Source organism: Dyella thiooxydans, assembly GCF_001641285.1.
Classification (GTDB): Bacteria; Pseudomonadota; Gammaproteobacteria; order Xanthomonadales; family Rhodanobacteraceae; genus Dyella_A; species Dyella_A thiooxydans.
This window is the reverse complement of record NZ_CP014841.1, coordinates 773,395-790,661: the sequence shown is the minus strand read 5'-3', so window position 1 is coordinate 790,661 and position 17,267 is coordinate 773,395. Positions and strand designations below refer to the sequence as shown.

Genomic DNA, 17,267 nt, shown 5'->3' with positions numbered 1-17,267 from the left:
TGCCGGCAGATACGCATGACTGCTACCTTTTTAGTTCACCAGTGAAATATGAGCCAGTGAAATGGCCAGCCTCGGCAACTGCATCTGCATGATGGACGAGGGCGTCGATCGCCTCGGCGAAGCCCTACCCGGACTTCCGGCCGACAAAGCCAAGCTCAGTCGACTCATGTTGATGGTGGGCAGTCGCATGCAGGAAGAACTGGAGCACACGCTCAAACCGTACCGGCTCAACCACAGCGAATTCCTCACGCTGATGATCCTCTACAGCAGCCCAGACGGAAGCTCGACGCCGGGTGAGCTTTGCGACTACACATCCCAGGGCGCGACCAACATGACCCGCATCGGCAATGCGCTGGTCGGACGCGGCCTGGTCGTACGCGCGGCGAGCGAACAGGATCGTCGACGCGTGCGCATGGGCATCACGCCCAGCGGACGTCGCTTCGTCCAGAAGATGCTGCCGACCCTGTTCCCCCGCCTCAGCGCGATGTTCGACGGCTTCGGCGAGAACGACCGCCGCCAGCTCGGGCGCCTGCTGCGCAAGCTGGCGGACAACCTCGACCGGCTGGACGAGGAGATCGACCGTTGAAGGCCCTGCCCGATAAGGATGCCCAGATGAAACACGTCTACCGCGCCATGCGCCCGCTGGCCGTGTCGGCATTAGCGCTCGCACTGACGGCATGCGCGATGCCCCCCCATCGCCTCGATCCGCCCAGGCTCAGCGACAACGTCCCGTTGGCGGGCCTGGATGTCCCCGCCCGCGCAGGCTGGCCGGCGGCCGAATGGTGGAAGGCCTACCACGACGACCAGTTGGACAGGCTTGTCGCGATGGCGATGGACCAGGCCCCCGATCTCGCCATCGCACAGAGCCGCGTGGGCAGCGCTGAACAGTCGATACGGGCGGCGGCTGCACAGGCCGGACTGAGCATCAACGGAAACGCCCAGGTCGCCCGGCAAAGACTGAGCGAGCATGGACTCATCCCTGCTCGCTTCCTGGGATTCACCTGGTACAACCAGGCCGATCTCGGGGTGCAACTGCAATACGACTTCGATTGGTGGGGCAAGACCCGGGCCGCGGTCGAATCCGCGGTCGACCAGGCACACGCCGCCCAGGCGCAGCGCAGCGCCGCAGCGCTCGCGTTGCAGTACGCGGTGGCCGATACCTATTTCGGCTGGCAGGCCGATCAGGCCCGGCTGGCACTCGCGCAGCGGCAGTTGGCGGTCCAGGAACGCCTGACCAGGATCGCCCAGCTGCGCGTCGGCCAGGGTGTCGACCTGCCGGACGAAGCCTCGCGCGCGCAGGCCCAGCTCGCCGCGGCGCGGGAGATGAAGATCGCCATCGATCGCTCTGGACAGATCCGACTCGCCGCCCTGGCCTCGCTGGTCGGGGTCGCCCCGGCCGACCTGCCCAAGCTGCAGCCGAAACCTCTGCCGAATGTGTCGCACGGCCTGCCCGCGGATGCCGGCCTGGACCTCATCGCGCGCCGTCCGGATATCGCGGCCAGCCGCTGGCAGGTCGAGGCCGCGTTGCGCCAGACCGACGTCGCGCGCGCCCAGTTCCTGCCCGATCTCAGTCTGAGCGCACTGGCCGGGCTGTCGAGCATCGACCTTGGCAAGCTGTTCTCCGCCAGCAGCCGCACCTTCGCCGTGACTCCTGCCCTGCATCTACCGCTCTTCAACAGCGGCCTGCTGCAGGCAAATTACGGGCTGAGCAGGGCGCAGCTGGATGGCGCCATCGCGCAGTACTGCAGCGTGGTGCTGCAGGCCGCCCGTGACGTGTCGACCCAGGCGCTCACTGCCGAGATGCTGGCCGACCGTCGCGAGCAGCAGCAGACGCAGATCGCGGCCGACCGGCAGATCCTCCGCGCCGCGGAGGCCCGCGCGCACCAGGGTGTACGCGATGCCCGCGAGTCACTGGCGGCAGAGGCCCAACTGCTGCAGCAACAGGACGCAGCCGCCCAGTTGCAGGCCCAGGCCGTCAGCACCGACCTCGCCCTGATCAAAGCACTGGGGGGCGGCTATCGCATGCCCGAAGCACCTGCTTCGACCACCTCCACGAATTCTGCCAACGCCTCTTCCGGAGCCCACTCACGATGAGCGCCAACGACTCCCAAACGGCCGACACTCCCAAGGAAGCCAACGAAAGCGGCATGGCCGCAAAGGACCCGGCCAAGCGTCGGCGGGCACTCGCCATCGTCGCAACCGTGTTCGTACTGGCTGCGCTGGGCTGGTTCCTGCTGTGGCTGCTGGTGCTGTCCAGGCGCGAAAAGACCGACAACGCCTATGTCGGCGGCAACCAGGTGGCGATCTCCGCCCAGGTGCCCGGCACGGTCGTGGCGATCATGGCCGACGATACGCAGAAGGTCGATGCCGGACAGGTGCTCGTGAAGTTGGACAGCACCGATGCCGACGTCCGCCTGCAGCAGGCCCGGGCCGCGCTGGCACAAGCCGTACGGGGCGTCCGCCAGCAGACCGAAAACGTCAGCGGCGCCGAAGCCCAGGTGGCAGCGAGAAAGCTCGAGCTGGAAAAGGCCCGGGCCGACCTCAAGCGCCGCCTGCCGCTGATCGCGGCCAGGGCCGAGTCCCCCGAAATCATCCAGCATCTGCGCGACGGCGTGGCGCAGGCGCAGGCCGCGCTCGATGCCGCCCAGGCCCAGGCCGCCGCCGCCCGCGCCGCCGTCGAGGGTACGGACGTGGCGCACAACCCCGCAGTCATGCAGGCGCGCGCCAATTTCCGTGCCGCCTGGATCGCCCGGCAGCGCAACGCGATCTATGCCCCCGTATCCGGCTACGTGGCTCAGCGCAGCGTCCAGCTGGGCAACAGTGTGCAGCCCGGGCAGCAGCTGATGACCGTCGTGCCGCTGCACAACCTGTGGATCGACGCCAACTTCAAGGAGGGCCAGCTGCGGCATATCCGCATCGGCCAGCCGGTGAAGATCGAAGCGGACATCTACGGCAGCAGCGTCGAATACCACGGCAAGGTCGAGGGCATCGGCGCGGGCACCGGCAGCGTGTTCTCGCTGCTGCCTGCCCAGAATGCGACCGGCAACTGGATCAAGGTCGTGCAGCGCGTGCCGGTGCGGATCAGCCTGGACAACGCCGAGCTGGACAAGCATCCGCTGCGCATCGGCCTTTCCACCGATGTGACCGTGGATATCAGCGACGATCACGGCAAGGTGCTGGCCCAGGCACCGGTATCCCAACCGATGGCAAGCACCGACGTGTACGACCGGATGGGCGCGCAGGCCGATGCCGAGGCCGACCGCATCATCCAGGCCAATCTCCCCGCCCACCGCTGAGTCGAGCCATGGCCGCCACGTCCGACGCCGCCGCGCCGCTGAAGCCGTTGCACGGCGGCGCACTGGTACTTCTCACCGCCGCCGTCGCGTTGAGCACCTTCATGGAGGTGCTGGACATGACCATCGTGAACGTCGCGGTACCGCACATCGCGGGCAGCCTCGGCGTGAGCCCCAGCGAAGGCACCTGGACGATCAGCTCGTACGCCCTGGCCAGCGCGATCATGCAGCCGCTGACCGGATGGCTCGCAAAACGCTTCGGCGAAGTCCGCACCTTCGTCGCCTCGGTACTGCTGTTCGTCGTGTTTTCGATGATGTGCGGTTTGGCGACTTCCATGCCGATGCTGGTGATCGCCCGCCTGATGCAGGGTGCCGGCTCCGGCCCGATGGTGGCGTTGTCGATGACACTGCTGTTGTCGAGCTATCCGAAGGAACGGCAGGGCATTGCGCTGGCGCTGTGGGCCATGACCGTGGTGGTGGCGCCCATCTTCGGACCGATCCTCGGCGGCTACCTCACTGACAACTTCTCCTGGCCGTGGATCTTCTACATCAACCTGCCGGTGGGTCTGGCGGCCGCGATAATCACCTGGGCGCTGCTGCACAAGCGGGAGACGAAGACCTTCAACATGCCGATCGACGTGATCGGCCTGGTGTTGCTGGTGGTCGGCGTCGGAGCGTTGCAGTTCATGCTCGACAACGGCAACGACCACGACTGGTTCTCCTCGCCGATGATCACCACGCTCGGCATCATCGCACTGGTCTGCCTCACCTTCCTGATCGTCTGGGAACTGCATGCCAAACACCCGGTGGTGGACCTGTCGCTGTTCCGCCAGCGCAATTTCACGGTCGGAGTCACCGGGCTGTCGCTCGGCATGATGGCCTTCTTCGGCATCAACGTGGTCTTCCCGCTATGGCTGCAGACCACGCTGGGCTATACCGCCACCTGGGCCGGACTGGCTACCGCGCCGGTCGGCATCCTGGCGTTCCTGGTCGCCCCGATCCTCGGGCGCAACCTGCATCGGCTGGATCTGCGTGCCGTGGTGACCTTCGCCTTCGTGATGTTCGCCACCACCTCGTACTGGTTCTCCACCTTCGACAGTGGGGCGTCGTTCTCCGCGCTGGTGCTACCGCGGTTCGTGATGGGCATCGCCATCCCCTGCTTCTTCATCCCGCTGAACCAGGTCTACCTGTCCGGGCTGCCCGCCTCCGAGATCGCCAGTGCCTCCGGACTGGCCAATTTCTGCCGCACGCTGGGCTCGAGCGTATCGACTGCGGTCAGCGTGACGCTTTGGCAGCACCGCGGGGAGTTCCATCACGCCACGCTGACCGAATCGATCACGCCCGACCATCCGGCCGCCACGCATTTCCTGGGGCAGCTCTCCCATGCCGGCTTCGCGCACAGGGAAGGGCTTGGACTGGTGGACCGTATCCTCACGCGCGAGGCGCTGACCCTGGCGGTGAATGACGTGTTCCTCGCCTGCGCGGTGTTGTTCGTGCTGCTGATCCCGGTGCTGTGGCTGGCCAGGCCGCCGTTCGGAAGCGCCGGCGGTGCCGTAGGCCATTGATCGGCCAGCCCATTAGCAGATTTCTGCTGCACTCCGAAGTGCAGCAAGGTGACTGGTGCGGCGCAATACCTTCTGCTAGCGTTCGCCGCATGGCACAAACAATCCGCATCATCAAGAAGTATCCGAACCGTCGGCTCTACGACACGGAGATCTCCAGCTACATCACGCTGGAAGAGATCCGTCAGCTGGTGCTGGACGGCGAAACCTTTGAAGTGCGCGACGCCAAGTCGGGTGAAGACCTCACCCGTTCGGTGCTGCTGCAGATCATCTCCGAGCACGAGGAGAAGGGGCAGCCCATGCTCTCTCCGCAGCTGCTGAGCCAGATCATCCGGTTCTACGGGGATTCGCTGCAGGGCTTCATGGGCCCTTATCTGGAGCGCAGCCTGCAGGTCTTCCTGGACCAGCAGCAGCAATTCCGCAACCAGCTCAACAACCTGATGGGCCAGACGCCCTGGTCGATGCTCAACGAGCTGACCGAGCGCAACATGGACGCCTGGAAGTCCATGCAGCGAGGCTTCCTCGACGCCGCCTCCCAGTCGCGCCCCGCCGCCAGTCCCGCTGGCACCAGCGGCACAGGCCGCGGCGGCAAGAAGTCCTGACCGATCCCATCCGGGGCAGCCTAAGGCTGCCCCGTTCGTTTTGAGCCTTTGACCGCTGCAGCACAGCACGTGCTGCCGTGCGGCAATATGAGTAGCGCGCATGAGCAAGCGATTGGCCGTCGTCACCGGCGGCATAGGCGGCCTCGGCACCGAGATCTGCCGCCACCTCGCCCGTGATGGGCGTCAAGTCATCGCCATCGACCTCCCGACCCGGCAGGAGCGAATCGAAGCCTTCCGCGAAGAGGTCGCGCCCTTCGATGGCGCGATCGACTTCGAACCTGCCGACGTCAGCGATTTCGACAGTTGCCGCGCCCTGGTCGAAGGCATCGAAGCTGCGCATGGCGCCGTTGACGTGCTGGTCAATGCCGCCGGCATCACCCGCGACACCAGTTTGCGCAAGATGACGCCGGAGCAATGGCACCAGCTGATGCGGGTGAACCTCGACGGCGTCTTCAATACCTGCCGCCAGGTCGTCGAGGGCATGTGCGAGCGCGGTTTCGGTCGCATCGTCAACCTCAGCTCGGTCAACGGCCAGACCGGGCAATTCGGCCAGACCAACTACTCCGCCGCCAAGGCCGGCGTGCACGGCTTCACCATGGCGCTTGCCCGTGAGACCGCGCGCAAGGGGGTGACGGTGAACACCGTCTCCCCCGGCTACTGCGATACACCGATGGTGGCCGCGGTGGCGCCTGCAGTGCGCGAGCAGATCATCGCCGGCATTCCTGTGGGCCGCCTCGGCTCGCCGGCCGACATCGCCCGCGCCGTGGCATTCCTGGCAGCGGACGACGCCGGCTACATCACCGGTGCCAACCTGCCGGTGAACGGCGGATACTTCATGAGCTTCTGACCGATGCATACGCGACCTCACGGTCGCGTATGCATCGATCCCGCACCACCGGAACCGGCCTTGCCCCTGCCAAACATCACCCTCGCCGGCGGCGGTCCGGTCGGCGCCCTGCTCGCGCACCTGCTCGCCCTGCGCGGCTTCACGGTGGACGTGTTCGAAAAGCGGCCGGATCCGCGCACCGCCGGCTACGAGGCCGGGCGCTCGATCAACCTGGCGCTGGCCGAACGTGGCCTGCATGCCTTGCGCACCGCCGGCCTGGCCGAACGCGTGCTGTCGCTGGCGGTGATGATGCGCGGCCGGATGGTGCATGCCGGTTCGGCGCCCCCGGTATTGCAGCGTTACGGCGTCGACGATCGCGAGGTGATCTGGTCGGTCTCGCGGGGTGAACTGAACAAGCTGATGCTCGACGCGGCCGAGATGGCCGGCGTGCGTTTCCACTTCGGGCACATGGTCGAGCGCATCGACTTCGACGCCCGACGGTTGTGCCTGCGCGACGTCGCGGGTGTGCAACGGGAACATCGCTTCGAGTTGATGCTGGGTGCCGATGGCGCCGGCTCGGCCGTGCGAGCGGCGATGCACCACGTGGATCCCCTCGGCGAACGGGTCGAGGCACTGGGCCACGCCTACAAGGAGCTGGAGATCCCCCCCCGCCCGGAGAACGGCGAGGCGCGCTTCGCCATCGAACCGCATGCCCTGCACATCTGGCCGCGCGGCGGTTACATGTGCATCGCGCTACCGAATCCGGAAGGCAGCTTCACGGTCACGTTGTTCCTGCCGGGCGTAGGCCCCTACCCCAGCTTCGCCACCCTGCCGGACGCGGAGCACGCGGCAGATTTCTTCGACACCCAGTTCCCGGACCTGCTGCCGTTGATGCCGCGCTTCGCGGAAGATTTCCAGGCGCATCCGGCGCCGAGCCTGTACACGCTCTATCTCGACCGCTGGCACCTGGACGGTCGCGCCGTGCTGCTGGGCGACGCCGCGCACGCCATGGTGCCGTTCCACGGCCAGGGCATGAACTGCGGGCTGGAGGACGCCGTGGAACTGGCCGCACTGCTGGCCGGGAGTCCGACCGACCCTGCAGGGGTGTTCGCCGAGTTCCAGCGCCGGCGCAAACCGAACGCCGATGCGATCGCTGCGATGGCGCTGGAGAACTACGTGGAGATGCGCGACTCGGTCGCCGACCCGCGTTACCTAGCCAAGCGGGCGCTCGGCCTGCGCCTGGCCGAAGCCGTGCCGTCGCACTTCATGGCGCGCTACCGCATGGTCACCTTCACCCGCCTGCCCTATGCCTTCGCGTACCAGCGTGGCAAGGCGCAGGATGCCCTGCTCGACGAATTGCTCGCCACGACCGGCGGCGACCCACAGGCGGTGGTGCTGGACGAAGCTGTCGCCCTGTTCCGCAACCGGCTGGAGCCACTACCCGACCTGCCGCATGGATGAGCGCCTGCTCGTTGCCTACCGGCGTACCGACTACAGGGTGCGCCTGCCGGGCGGCGGCACGACCAGCCTGCACGTCGATACCCCGGTGCCGGCCACGCTGCATGCACTGGTCGGCACCTCGCCCTGGGGCTTCATCACCGCGTGGCACCCCGGCTCGCGTCGCGCACCGCGAGACACCAACCGCCAGGCGCAACGGCGGCTGCTCGCCGAACTGCTCGCGGACCCAGCCACCCGGGCGATCCTCGCCGCCGTCGGCGTGGGCGCGGATGGCTGGCGCGAACCCAGCCTGTTCGCGATCGGCACACCACACGTCGTGCTGGAGCGGTTGGCCGCGGCGTTCGGCCAACGAGCGTTTCTCGCCGGCAGCGGGCAAGGTCTGGCGCGACTGGTCTGGACGCCGCAGCTGACCTGGGTCAACGGCGACAGCTGACCACATGGACAAGCCCCGCGGGCATTGCGGACAATCCCGAGGATGACCGTCGCACCCCCGCCCCTGCTCGCGGCCTCTGCCTTGAGCTTTTACCGCCAGGACGAACCCGTGTTCGGCCCGCTGCAGTTCGAGCTGCATCCCGGCCAGCTCGCGCTGGTGGAGGGGGACAACGGCAGCGGCAAGACCACGCTGCTGCGCGTGCTCGCCGGCCTGCTGCACGTGGACGAAGGCCATCTGAGCTGGCGCGGCGAGCCGCTGCGGCGCGATCACTGTGCCGCCGAAATCGTCTTTCTCGGCCACCAGCTCGGACTCAAGGGCGACCTCAGTCCGCGCGAGAACCTGCACATCGCCGCCGGTCTTCATGGCGCACGCGATGGCATGGATCCGGCCCGCGCGCTGCTCGACGTCGGACTGGCCGGCTACGAGGACGAGCCGGTGCGGCGGCTTTCCGCCGGGCAGAAGAAGCGGGCGGCGCTGGCACGCCTGCTGCTGGTGCCCGCCGCGCTGTGGCTGCTCGACGAGCCTTACGCCAATCTCGACCGCCACGGCATCGCGCTGGTCAACCGCCTGCTCGAGGGCCACGTCGCCGCGGGCGGTGCCGCGCTGGTCACCAGCCATGGCGCCGTAAGTTTCCACGGCGGCGAGCCTCAGCGCATCCGGATGCATGCATGAACCAGGCTCCGCTCGGACGCGCCTGCGCCGCCGTCCTCCGACGTGATCTCACCCTCGCCTGGCGCCGCCGTGGCGACATCGCCATGCCGGTGCTCTACGCGCTGATCGTCACCACCCTGTTCCCCTTCGCGCTGGGTCCGGAGAACGCACTGCTGCAGCGCATCGCCGGCGGCGCGGTGCTGGTCACCGTGCTGCTGGCGATGCTGCTGGCGCTGGACGGCATGTTCCGAAGCGACATCGAGGATGGTTCGCTGGAGCAACTGGTGCTGGCGCCGCAACCTCTTGCGCTGATGCTGGGCATGAAGATCCTCGCCCACTGGCTCACCACCGCGCTGCCGCTGATCGTGATCGCGCCGATGCTGGCCAGCATGCTGCAGTTGCCGGTGGCGGTCATGCCCGTACTGCTGCTGGCGCTGGCGCTGGCCACGCCGATGCTGAGCCTGCTCGGCGCGGTGCTCGTGGCGCTGACAGCCGGCACCCGACGCTCTGGTATGCTGCTCGCCCTGATGCTGTTGCCGCTGTGCGTTCCCGTGGTGATCTTCGCCGCCGGTGCGTTGGCCGCAGCCCAGCAGGGCCTGCCGTGGATTGCCCCGATCGCATGGCTGGGCGCCGCCCTGGCGCTGGCCCTGGTGCTGGCCCCACTGGCCTGCGCCGCCGCCCTCCGCATTGCCTTGGACGCCTGAACCCATGTCCAGCTGGATTCCGCTCTGGTTGCACAAGCTCGGCTCGCCGCCGACCTTCTACCGCTTCGCCGGCAAGCTGCGCCCCTGGATGCTCGCTCTTGCCATCGTGCTGGGGCTCGTCGCGCTCTACGGCGGCCTGGTGCTCGCCCCGCCGGATTACCAGCAGGGTGACGACTACCGCATCATCTTCGTGCACGTGCCCAGCGCCTGGATGGGGCTGTTCATCTACGGCGTGATGGCCGTATCGGCGTTCATCGCACTGGTCTGGCGGATCAAGCTGGCCGAGGTGGTGGCGATGGAGTCCGCCCCGATCGGCGCGGCGTTCACCCTGATCACCCTGACCACCGGCTCGCTGTGGGGCGAGCGCATGTGGGGCACGTGGTGGACCTGGGATGCACGGCTCACCTCCGAGCTGGTGCTGCTGTTCCTGTACCTGGGTGTGATCGGCCTGTACCACGCGTTCGAGGACCGTCGCCAGGGCGCGCGTGCCGCCGCCTTCCTCGCCCTGATCGGCATCATCAACGTGCCGATCGTGCATTTCTCGGTGAACTGGTGGAACACGCTTCACCAGGGCTCGACCATCCGCCTGTTCGGCCCTTCCACCATGAGCGGCTCGATGATCTGGCCGCTGCTGACCATGATGGTCGCGACCAAGTGCTACTACGTGTTCAGCCTTTGCTCGCGCGTGCGCGCCGACCTGCTGGCGCTGGAAAGCGGCAAGGACTGGGTCCGCCAGATCGCCGCGGGGGAAACCGCCCGATGAACCAGTTCCTCGCCATGGGCGGTTATGCCGTCTATGTGTGGCCGGCGTACGCGATCTTCCTCGTCGTGCTGCTTGCCGATGCACTGGCGCCGGTATTGCGCCGACGCCGCGTGCTGCGCGAACTGCGCGGCCGCCTCGCCCGCCAGAGCGCGCGCCAGCAGCGCCGCGCCGACACCGCCACCGACGCCTGATCGCCACGGAATCCCCGCATGAACCCCACCCGCAAGCGCCGGCTCATCATCGTCGTCATGGTCCTGATCGCCGCGGCGATCGCCGGCGGCCTGACCGTGTTCGCCCTGCAGCAGAACATGAACTACCTGTTCACTCCCAGCCAGGTGCAGGAAGGCCAGGCGCGCGACTACAAGACCTTCCGCCTCGGCGGCATGGTCAAGGAGGGCTCGATCCAGCGCTCCAGCGACTCGCTGAAAGTGACCTTCACGGTGGTCGACGCCGACGGCGCCATGCCGGTGGAATACACCGGCATCCTCCCCGACCTGTTCCGCGACAACCAGTCGGTGATCACCACCGGCCACATGGAAAACGGGCACTTCGTGGCGACCGAGGTCCTGGCCAAGCACGACGAGACCTACATGCCGAAGGAACTGAAGGACGCCATGGCCAAGGCGCACAAGGGTCGCAAAGTCGCCGAGACCGGCGACCAGCCACCTGCCGCAACCCAACCCTGAGCGACCCAACGCGCCCGCCACGACGGAACACGCCATGACTCCTGAACTCGGCCAGCTCGCCCTCGTCCTCGCCCTGCTGCTGGCGCTGGCGCAAAGCATCCTCCCGCTGATCGGCGCCTGGCGCGGCAATCGCGCCCTAATCGCTACCGCTCGACCGGCCGCGGCCGGGCAGGCCGCTTTCGTGATCGTCGCCTTCGCCCTGCTGGTCTGGGCGTTCCTGCGCTTCGACTTCTCGGTCGCCTACGTCGCGGACAACTCCAACCTGGCACTGCCCTGGTACTACCGCATCGCCGCGGTGTGGGGCGCACACGAAGGCTCGATGCTGCTGTGGGTGCTGATCCTCAACCTGTGGACGCTCGCCGTCGCCACCTTCAGCCGCAACCTGCCGGACGACTTCGTGGCGCGGGTGCTGGGCGTACTGGGGATGATCTCGGTGGGTTTCCTCGCCTTCATCCTGTTCACCTCCAACCCGTTCGCCCGCCTGCTGCCGATGCCGCCGGACGGCGGCGACCTGAACCCGGTGCTGCAGGATCCGGGCATGACCTTCCATCCGCCCGTGATCTACATGGGCTATGTCGGCTTCTCGGTGGCGTTCGCCTTCTCCATCGCCGCCCTGCTCGGCGGCGGCATGGAACAGGCGTGGGTGCGCTGGGCGCGCTCGTGGACCAACGTGGCATGGGCCTTCCTCACCGCGGGCATCGTTGCCGGCAGCTGGTGGGCCTACGCCGAGCTGGGCTGGGGCGGCTGGTGGTTCTGGGATCCGGTGGAGAACGCTAGTTTCATGCCCTGGCTGGTCGGCACCGCGCTGATCCACGCGCAGGCGGTCACCGAGAAGCGCGGCTCGCTGCGCGCCTGGACCATCCTGCTGTCGATCTTCGCCTTCTCGCTGTCGCTGCTCGGCACCTTCCTGGTGCGCTCGGGCGTGCTGACCTCGGTGCATGCCTTCGCCTCAGACCCGCGCCGCGGCCTGTTCATCCTGGGCTTCCTGGCAGTGGTCGTGGGCGGCTCGCTGCTGCTGTACGCGCTACGCGCGCCGAAGGTGGCCGGTGGCAAGTCGTTCGCGGTGGTCTCGCGCGAGACGGCGGTGCTGGTCGGCAACCTGATGTTCACCGTGGCCGCGGCGATGGTACTGCTGGGCACGCTGTTCCCGCTGATCGGCGACGCGTTCAACCTGGGCCGGATCTCGGTGGGTCCGCCCTACTTCGGCTTCCTGTTCCCGCTGCTGATGGCGCCGGTGGTGCTGCTGCTGCCGTTCGGACCGTTCCTGCGCTGGGGCCGCGGCGAACCGGGTGTGATCGGCTCGATCGCACTGCGCGCCGGCATCGCCGCGGTGGCCTGCGCGATCGTGGCGGCGTTCTTCGTCGACGGCCGTGCCCGCGCCCTGGTCGGCGTGGCGTCCGCCGTCTGGTGCGTGGTCGGCACCCTGCTCTACGTCTACAAGCGCTACCGCGAGGCACCGGCCGGCCGGCGCTATCCGGCCGAGATGGCCGGCATGCTGCTGGCGCACTTCGGCGTCGGCATCTTCCTGGCCGGCGTGCTGCTGTCCGAGTCGCTCAGCGTCACCCGCGACGTGCGCATGGCGCCGGGAGACACCCAGACCATCGGCAGCTACAGCTTCCGCTTCGACGGCGTGAAGCAGACCAGCGGCCCGAACTGGAAAGGCAGCCAGGGCGCGATCACCGTCTCGAAGGACGGCTCGGTGGTCGGCGTGATGCACCCGCAGAAGCGCACCTATACCCGCGAACAGGTGCAGACCGAGTCGGCGATCGATCCGGGCGTCACCCGAGACCTCTACGTGGCACTGGGCGAACCGATGAACCCGAACGACCTCGGTGGCGCATGGGCCATGCGCCTCTACGTCAAGCCGTTCATCCGCTGGCTGTGGACCGGCGGCCTGTTCATGATGCTCGGCGGTTTCGTCGCCGCGGCGGATCGCCGCTTCCGCGCCAGACGCGTGGCGGAGCGTGAACGCGTCGCTCCGACGGGGGCGACCGCCGGCGAGCGGCTGGCCACCGCGCGGGAGTCGCATGCATGAGCCGGTTGATCCCGTTCTTCGCCTTCCTGGCCCTGTGCGGCCTGTTCGGCTTCGGCATCTGGTGGAACAGCCACCACGACCAGACCGCGATCCCCTCCCCGTTGATCAACAAGCCGGCGCCGGAGTTCGCCCTGCCCGAGCTGTACGACCCGGCCAAGATGGTCACCAAGAAGGATCTGCTGGGCAAGCCCTACCTGCTCAACGTGTTCGCCAGCTGGTGCGTGGAGTGCGCGGTGGAACATCCGCTGCTCGAGGCCGAAGGACCGACCCTGGGCGTCGAACTGGTGGGCTACAACTACAAGGACCAGCCCGACGACGCCAAGGCCTGGCTGGCCCGCCACGGCAATCCGTACCAGGTGCTGATGGCCGACGTCAGCGGCCAGACCGCGATCGACTTCGGCGTCTACGCGGCCCCGGAGACCTTCCTCGTCGATGCCAAGGGCGTGATCCGCTACAAGCGCATCGGGCCGTTCACCCCCGAGGTGATCGAGAAGGAGCTCAAACCGGCGATTGCCGCGCTGGCCAAGGAGTCGCGATGAGGCGCCTGGTCGTACTGCTGGCCATCGGCCTGCTGTTGTTCGCCGGACTCGCCGGCGCGCAGGCGATCGAGCCGATGCCGTTCAAGGACCATGCGCAGGAGCTGCGCTTCCAGCACCTGACCGCGCAACTGCGTTGCCCGATGTGCCAGAACGAGACGCTGGCCGACTCCAACGCACCGATCGCCCGCGACCTGCGCCATGAGGTGTTCCGCTTGATGCAGGAGGGCCGCACCGACGACCAGATCAAGCAATACCTGGTCGCCCGCTATTCGGACTACGTGCTCTACGACCCGCCGGTGAATCCCACCACCTGGGTGCTGTGGTTCGGACCGCTGCTGATCCTGCTGGCCGGCGCCGTCGTCGTGGTGGTGACCATCCGCAAACGCTCTCGCTCCGGCGCGCCGCCGCCGACCATCGACCACGGGGACGACTGGTGAAGATCCTGTTCTACATCATCGCCGCGATCATGATCGCGGCGAGCCTGCTGTTGCTGCTGTGGCCGCTGATCAGGCACGGGCGCGCCCAGGGGCGTTCGCGCGGGGTCTTCGTCCTCGCACTCGGCATCGCCTTCGCGCTGCCTCTGGCTGCGGCCAGCCTTTACCTCACGGTGGGCACCCCGGTCGCGCTCGACGGCGTGGCGAAGCAGGCCCCACCCATGGACGTGAACCAGGCGCTGACCCAGCTGCGCGCCCACCTCAAGGAAGCGCCGGACGACAGCCAGGGCTGGATGCTGCTGGCGCAGACCACGGCGACGCTGGGCCAGAACGCCGAGGCGCGCGACGCCTATGGCCAGCTGCTGCGACTGCTGCCGAACGATCCGCTGCCGATGATCGGCTGGGCCGAGGCCGATTCCATGGCGCGCCCAGACCACCGCATCGACGGTCGCGCGCGCGAGCTGCTGCTGCAGGCGGTGAAGCTCGCCCCGGACAACCAGCGCGCACTGTGGCTGCTCGGCATCAGCGACTTCCAGCTCGAGCATTTCGCCGAGGCCGCTGCCACCTGGCGCCAGCTGCAGCCGCTGCTCACCCCGGGGTCCAGCGTGGCCAAGGCGGTGGCCCAGCAGATCGCGGTGGCCGACGCGCGCGCCGGCGGTGCGCCCGCCCCCGCGGCAAGCAGCAACGCACAGGCGGCCAACGCCAGCGCGCCGAAGCTGACCGTGCAGGTGAGCCTGGCCCCGGCGCTGCGCGACAAGGTCCGCCCCGGCGACACCCTGTTCGTCTATGCCCGCGCCGAGCACGGCCCGCCGATGCCGCTGGCGGTGGCGCGTCTGGACGCCTCCCGGCTGCCGGCCACGGTGGAGCTCACCGACGCGATGGCGATGGCGCCGTCGGTGGACCTGTCCTCGGCGTCGTCCGTGGTCGTCGGTGCACGCATCAGCCATAGCGGCCAGGCGATCGGCCAGCCGGGCGACCTGGAAGGCACCGCCGGCGTGGTGCCGACCCGCCGCCACGAGCCGGTCGCGGTGGTCATCGACAAGGTGCATCCGTGAGCGACGCGCGTCGCTACGCCGACCTGCCCTCGCCATTCCCGATGAAGCGCGGAGGCGCGCTGGCGGGTGCCCGCGTCGCCTACGAAACCTGGGGCGCGCTCGCGCCGGCGCGGGACAACGCGCTGCTGATCCTCACCGGTCTGTCGCCCAGCGCCCATGCCGCGTCCAGCCCCGACGACCCCTCGCCGGGCTGGTGGGAAGCGATGATCGGCCCCGGCAAGGCGATCGACACCGACCGCTGGTTCGTCATCTGCGTCAATTCGCTGGGCAGCGACAAGGGCTCCACCTGCCCGGCCTCGACCAACCCCGCCACCGGCGAGCCGTACCGGCTGGATTTCCCCGAGCTGTCGCTGGAAGACGTGGCCAACGCCGCCCACGTCGCGGTGAGCCAGCTCGGCATCGACCGGCTGGCCTGCCTCGTCGGCTGCTCGATGGGCGGCATGAGTGCGCTCGCCTACATGCTGCTGCACCCGGGTTCGGTGCGCGCCCACATCAGCGTCGACACGGCGCCGCAGGCCCAGCCATTCGCCATCGCGATCCGCTCGCTGCAGCGCGAGGCGATCAGGCTCGATCCGGGCTGGGCCAGGGGGACGTACGACCTGCACCCGGGCGACCGCGCCGACGCCACCTATCCGGACGCCGGCATGAGCATCGCCCGCAAGCTGGGCGTGATCACCTATCGCTCGGCGATGGAGTGGAACGGGCGCTTCGCCCGCATCCGGCTGGACTCCGACCAGCGCGAGGAGCACCCGTTCGGCGTCGAGTTCCAGGTCGAGTCCTACCTGCAGGCGCACGCCGAGCGCTTCGTGCGCACCTTCGACCCGAACAGCTACCTCTACCTGTCCCGCGCCAGCGACTGGTTCGACGTGGCCGAATACGGCCACGGCTCGGTCCGCGAGGGCCTGCGCCGGATCTGCATCGAGCAGGCGCTGGTGATCGGCGTCAGCACCGACATCCTGTTCCCGCTGGAGCAGCAGGAGCAGATCGCCGAAGGGCTGCGCGAGGCCGGGGCCGACGTCGAATTCGTCGCGCTGGACTCGCCGCAGGGCCACGACGCCTTCCTGGTCGACATCGAAAGCTACAGCCGCGCCATCGGCGGCTTCCTGGGGCGGCTCTGAGCCCCCATCCGCTGTCGCCACCCGATGGCGCTGCTAAGATGGGGTAGTTAAGCGCCGTACCGAGACCACCATGCTTGCCCAGGAATTTCCCGGCTGTCGCCAGCTGATCGATGCCATCGATGAAGCTGTCAGCCAACCGTCCACCCAGGCCATCACCGATTCGCTGAGGCACAGCCTCTGCCGGCTGATCCGCGCCCGCGAAGTGCAGCTCCCCGATTGCGTTTACGAGACGGCCAAGGGGCGCTATGCCCGTCGTGAGCTCTACTGCAGCGAGGAACACGGCTACTGCGTGGTCGCGATGACCTGGGGCCCGGGTCAAGGCACGCCGATCCACGACCACTGCGGCATGTGGTGCGTCGAAGGCGTCTGGAGCGGCGAGCTGGAAGTCACCCAGTACGAGCGCCTGGCCGACGATCAGGGCCAGTGCCGTTTCCAGCCGGTCGGCTCGATCCAGGCCGGCCCCGGCTCCGCCGGCAGCCTGATCCCGCCGCACGAGTACCACACCATCCGCAATCCCAGCGAGGACGTGGTCGCGGTCAGCCTGCACATCTACTCGGGCCAGATGACCCACTGCGCGATCTTCCAGCCCGCCGCCGAGGCGCAGTGTTACGAGCGCCACGACCGTCAGCTGGGACTCGACCCCCTGCACTGAAGCCGGCATAATTGCGTCCTTGTCTTAAGCCGGTGTGGCGGAATGGTAGACGCGGCGGACTCAAAATCCGCTGGCAGCGATGTCGTGTAGGTTCGAGTCCTATCACCGGTACCAGACATGAAAAACCCCGCCTCGGCGGGGTTTTCCTTTTGGCGCGTCCGTCATCGACGGCCGGCTCAGCCGAACAGCGGCTCCTCGTCTTCCACGTCGTGCCAGCTGCCATCGCATTCCTGCACCTGCACCGGCGGGTGCGACACGCCCCAGGCGCGCGCGAGCTTGGCCCGCATGGCCATCGCGGCCCGCACGGCATCGGCACGGCTGCCAAAGGTTCCGACGCGCGCGACCTCGCCGCGCACGATCCAGGGGGTATCGTCGGTATAGGGGACAAACAGGCGGACCGGTTGCGGTTCCATGGCGTGCTCCTCGACGTGAGGTGGAGGTGGCCAAGGGCCCGGG

The 17,267-nt window shown here is 68.1% G+C and carries 20 protein-coding genes and 1 tRNA gene; 20 read left to right on the top strand and 1 reads right to left on the bottom strand.

The window, feature by feature from the left end; genetic code table 11:
* The first annotated feature begins 61 nt into the window (after nt 1-61).
* The 20 genes from ATSB10_RS03610 to ATSB10_RS03515 all read left to right on the top strand — a co-directional run bounded on the left by ATSB10_RS03610 (nt 62) and on the right by ATSB10_RS03515 (nt 16,925).
* Nucleotides 62-586, top strand: coding sequence for a MarR family winged helix-turn-helix transcriptional regulator (locus ATSB10_RS03610; RefSeq protein WP_063670554.1), 525 nt, complete (start codon nt 62-64; stop codon nt 584-586).
* Nucleotides 587-612: 26 nt separating this feature from the next.
* Nucleotides 613-2,094, top strand: a complete 1,482-nt coding sequence (locus ATSB10_RS03605; protein ID WP_063670552.1) for an efflux transporter outer membrane subunit — start codon at nt 613-615, stop codon at nt 2,092-2,094.
* Complete coding sequence (locus ATSB10_RS03600) at nt 2,091-3,296, top strand: HlyD/EmrA/EmrK family protein (protein ID WP_063670550.1); 1,206 nt, start codon at nt 2,091-2,093, stop codon at nt 3,294-3,296. The genes ATSB10_RS03605 and ATSB10_RS03600 overlap by 4 nt, the downstream gene beginning before the upstream one ends.
* 8 nt (nt 3,297-3,304) lie before the next feature.
* The gene (locus ATSB10_RS03595; protein WP_063670547.1) at nt 3,305-4,858 is read left to right on the top strand and encodes a DHA2 family efflux MFS transporter permease subunit; all 1,554 of its coding nucleotides are present in this window, start codon (nt 3,305-3,307) and stop codon (nt 4,856-4,858) included.
* Nucleotides 4,859-4,947: 89 nt separating this feature from the next.
* Nucleotides 4,948-5,457, top strand: a complete 510-nt coding sequence (gene phaR, locus ATSB10_RS03590; RefSeq protein ID WP_017461228.1) for a polyhydroxyalkanoate synthesis repressor PhaR — start codon at nt 4,948-4,950, stop codon at nt 5,455-5,457.
* Nucleotides 5,458-5,557: 100 nt separating this feature from the next.
* A complete protein-coding gene (gene phbB / locus ATSB10_RS03585; RefSeq protein WP_063670545.1) occupies nt 5,558-6,304 on the top strand; it encodes an acetoacetyl-CoA reductase in 747 nt (248 codons plus the stop codon).
* A 60-nt stretch (nt 6,305-6,364) separates the two neighbouring features.
* Entirely contained in the window at nt 6,365-7,744 is a 1,380-nt protein-coding gene (locus tag ATSB10_RS03580) for an FAD-dependent oxidoreductase (protein WP_063670543.1), read from the top strand.
* Nucleotides 7,737-8,174: a DUF3293 domain-containing protein gene (locus tag ATSB10_RS03575; RefSeq protein WP_063670541.1), complete on the top strand. Its 438-nt coding sequence runs from the start codon at nt 7,737-7,739 to the stop codon at nt 8,172-8,174. Before ATSB10_RS03580 ends, ATSB10_RS03575 begins: the two co-directional genes overlap by 8 nt.
* A 42-nt stretch (nt 8,175-8,216) precedes the next feature.
* Nucleotides 8,217-8,846, top strand: a complete 630-nt coding sequence (gene ccmA / locus ATSB10_RS03570; protein ID WP_063670539.1) for a cytochrome c biogenesis heme-transporting ATPase CcmA — start codon at nt 8,217-8,219, stop codon at nt 8,844-8,846.
* A complete protein-coding gene (gene ccmB, locus ATSB10_RS03565) occupies nt 8,843-9,529 on the top strand; it encodes a heme exporter protein CcmB (protein ID WP_063670536.1) in 687 nt (228 codons plus the stop codon). Before ccmA ends, ccmB begins: the two co-directional genes overlap by 4 nt.
* Nucleotides 9,530-9,533: 4 nt before the next feature.
* Nucleotides 9,534-10,292, top strand: a complete 759-nt coding sequence (locus ATSB10_RS03560) for a heme ABC transporter permease (RefSeq protein ID WP_063670534.1) — start codon at nt 9,534-9,536, stop codon at nt 10,290-10,292.
* Nucleotides 10,289-10,483, top strand: a complete 195-nt coding sequence (gene ccmD / locus ATSB10_RS03555; RefSeq protein WP_063670532.1) for a heme exporter protein CcmD — start codon at nt 10,289-10,291, stop codon at nt 10,481-10,483. The genes ATSB10_RS03560 and ccmD overlap by 4 nt, the downstream gene beginning before the upstream one ends.
* A gap of 18 nt (nt 10,484-10,501) precedes the next feature.
* Nucleotides 10,502-10,978 carry a cytochrome c maturation protein CcmE gene (gene ccmE / locus ATSB10_RS03550; RefSeq protein WP_063670530.1) on the top strand — a complete coding sequence of 159 codons (477 nt, stop codon included), beginning with the start codon at nt 10,502-10,504 and terminating at the stop codon, nt 10,976-10,978.
* Between the two features lie 34 nt (nt 10,979-11,012).
* Nucleotides 11,013-13,013 (top strand): heme lyase CcmF/NrfE family subunit, encoded by a 2,001-nt coding sequence (locus ATSB10_RS03545; protein WP_063670528.1) that lies wholly within the window; start codon nt 11,013-11,015, stop codon nt 13,011-13,013.
* On the top strand, nt 13,010-13,552 hold the full coding sequence (locus ATSB10_RS03540) for a DsbE family thiol:disulfide interchange protein (protein WP_063670526.1): 543 nt from the start codon (nt 13,010-13,012) through the stop codon (nt 13,550-13,552). The genes ATSB10_RS03545 and ATSB10_RS03540 overlap by 4 nt, the downstream gene beginning before the upstream one ends.
* On the top strand, nt 13,549-13,989 hold the full coding sequence (locus ATSB10_RS03535; RefSeq protein ID WP_205631088.1) for a cytochrome c-type biogenesis protein: 441 nt from the start codon (nt 13,549-13,551) through the stop codon (nt 13,987-13,989). The genes ATSB10_RS03540 and ATSB10_RS03535 overlap by 4 nt, the downstream gene beginning before the upstream one ends.
* Nucleotides 13,986-15,041: a tetratricopeptide repeat protein gene (locus ATSB10_RS03530; RefSeq protein WP_063670524.1), complete on the top strand. Its 1,056-nt coding sequence runs from the start codon at nt 13,986-13,988 to the stop codon at nt 15,039-15,041. Before ATSB10_RS03535 ends, ATSB10_RS03530 begins: the two co-directional genes overlap by 4 nt.
* Nucleotides 15,038-16,159, top strand: coding sequence for a homoserine O-acetyltransferase MetX (metX, locus tag ATSB10_RS03525; RefSeq protein WP_063670522.1), 1,122 nt, complete (start codon nt 15,038-15,040; stop codon nt 16,157-16,159). Before ATSB10_RS03530 ends, metX begins: the two co-directional genes overlap by 4 nt.
* Nucleotides 16,160-16,229: 70 nt before the next feature.
* Nucleotides 16,230-16,811, top strand: a complete 582-nt coding sequence (locus ATSB10_RS03520; protein WP_063670520.1) for a cysteine dioxygenase family protein — start codon at nt 16,230-16,232, stop codon at nt 16,809-16,811.
* A gap of 28 nt (nt 16,812-16,839) precedes the next feature.
* A tRNA-Leu gene (locus ATSB10_RS03515) sits at nt 16,840-16,925 on the top strand.
* Between the two features lie 62 nt (nt 16,926-16,987).
* On the opposite strand, the gene ATSB10_RS03510 is transcribed toward ATSB10_RS03515, so the two are convergent.
* Entirely contained in the window at nt 16,988-17,224 is a 237-nt protein-coding gene (locus ATSB10_RS03510; RefSeq protein ID WP_063670518.1) for a hypothetical protein, read from the bottom strand.
* Nucleotides 17,225-17,267: the final 43 nt, after the last annotated feature.

What these genes read in the sequence shown, in the direction of transcription:
- ATSB10_RS03510 (WP_063670518.1), bottom strand. Translation starts at nt 17,224, where the DNA reads ATGGAACCGCAACCGGTCCGCCTGTTTGTCCCCTATACCGACGATACC.
- ATSB10_RS03545 (WP_063670528.1), top strand. Translation starts at nt 11,013, where the DNA reads ATGACTCCTGAACTCGGCCAGCTCGCCCTCGTCCTCGCCCTGCTGCTG.
- ATSB10_RS03610 (WP_063670554.1), top strand. Translation starts at nt 62, where the DNA reads ATGGCCAGCCTCGGCAACTGCATCTGCATGATGGACGAGGGCGTCGAT.
- ATSB10_RS03600 (WP_063670550.1), top strand. Translation starts at nt 2,091, where the DNA reads ATGAGCGCCAACGACTCCCAAACGGCCGACACTCCCAAGGAAGCCAAC.
- ccmB (WP_063670536.1), top strand. Translation starts at nt 8,843, where the DNA reads ATGAACCAGGCTCCGCTCGGACGCGCCTGCGCCGCCGTCCTCCGACGT.
- ccmD (WP_063670532.1), top strand. Translation starts at nt 10,289, where the DNA reads ATGAACCAGTTCCTCGCCATGGGCGGTTATGCCGTCTATGTGTGGCCG.
- ATSB10_RS03560 (WP_063670534.1), top strand. Translation starts at nt 9,534, where the DNA reads ATGTCCAGCTGGATTCCGCTCTGGTTGCACAAGCTCGGCTCGCCGCCG.
- ccmE (WP_063670530.1), top strand. Translation starts at nt 10,502, where the DNA reads ATGAACCCCACCCGCAAGCGCCGGCTCATCATCGTCGTCATGGTCCTG.
- phaR (WP_017461228.1), top strand. Translation starts at nt 4,948, where the DNA reads ATGGCACAAACAATCCGCATCATCAAGAAGTATCCGAACCGTCGGCTC.
- ATSB10_RS03575 (WP_063670541.1), top strand. Translation starts at nt 7,737, where the DNA reads ATGGATGAGCGCCTGCTCGTTGCCTACCGGCGTACCGACTACAGGGTG.
- ccmA (WP_063670539.1), top strand. Translation starts at nt 8,217, where the DNA reads ATGACCGTCGCACCCCCGCCCCTGCTCGCGGCCTCTGCCTTGAGCTTT.
- ATSB10_RS03520 (WP_063670520.1), top strand. Translation starts at nt 16,230, where the DNA reads ATGCTTGCCCAGGAATTTCCCGGCTGTCGCCAGCTGATCGATGCCATC.
- ATSB10_RS03605 (WP_063670552.1), top strand. Translation starts at nt 613, where the DNA reads ATGAAACACGTCTACCGCGCCATGCGCCCGCTGGCCGTGTCGGCATTA.
- ATSB10_RS03595 (WP_063670547.1), top strand. Translation starts at nt 3,305, where the DNA reads ATGGCCGCCACGTCCGACGCCGCCGCGCCGCTGAAGCCGTTGCACGGC.
- ATSB10_RS03535 (WP_205631088.1), top strand. Translation starts at nt 13,549, where the DNA reads ATGAGGCGCCTGGTCGTACTGCTGGCCATCGGCCTGCTGTTGTTCGCC.
- ATSB10_RS03540 (WP_063670526.1), top strand. Translation starts at nt 13,010, where the DNA reads ATGAGCCGGTTGATCCCGTTCTTCGCCTTCCTGGCCCTGTGCGGCCTG.
- phbB (WP_063670545.1), top strand. Translation starts at nt 5,558, where the DNA reads ATGAGCAAGCGATTGGCCGTCGTCACCGGCGGCATAGGCGGCCTCGGC.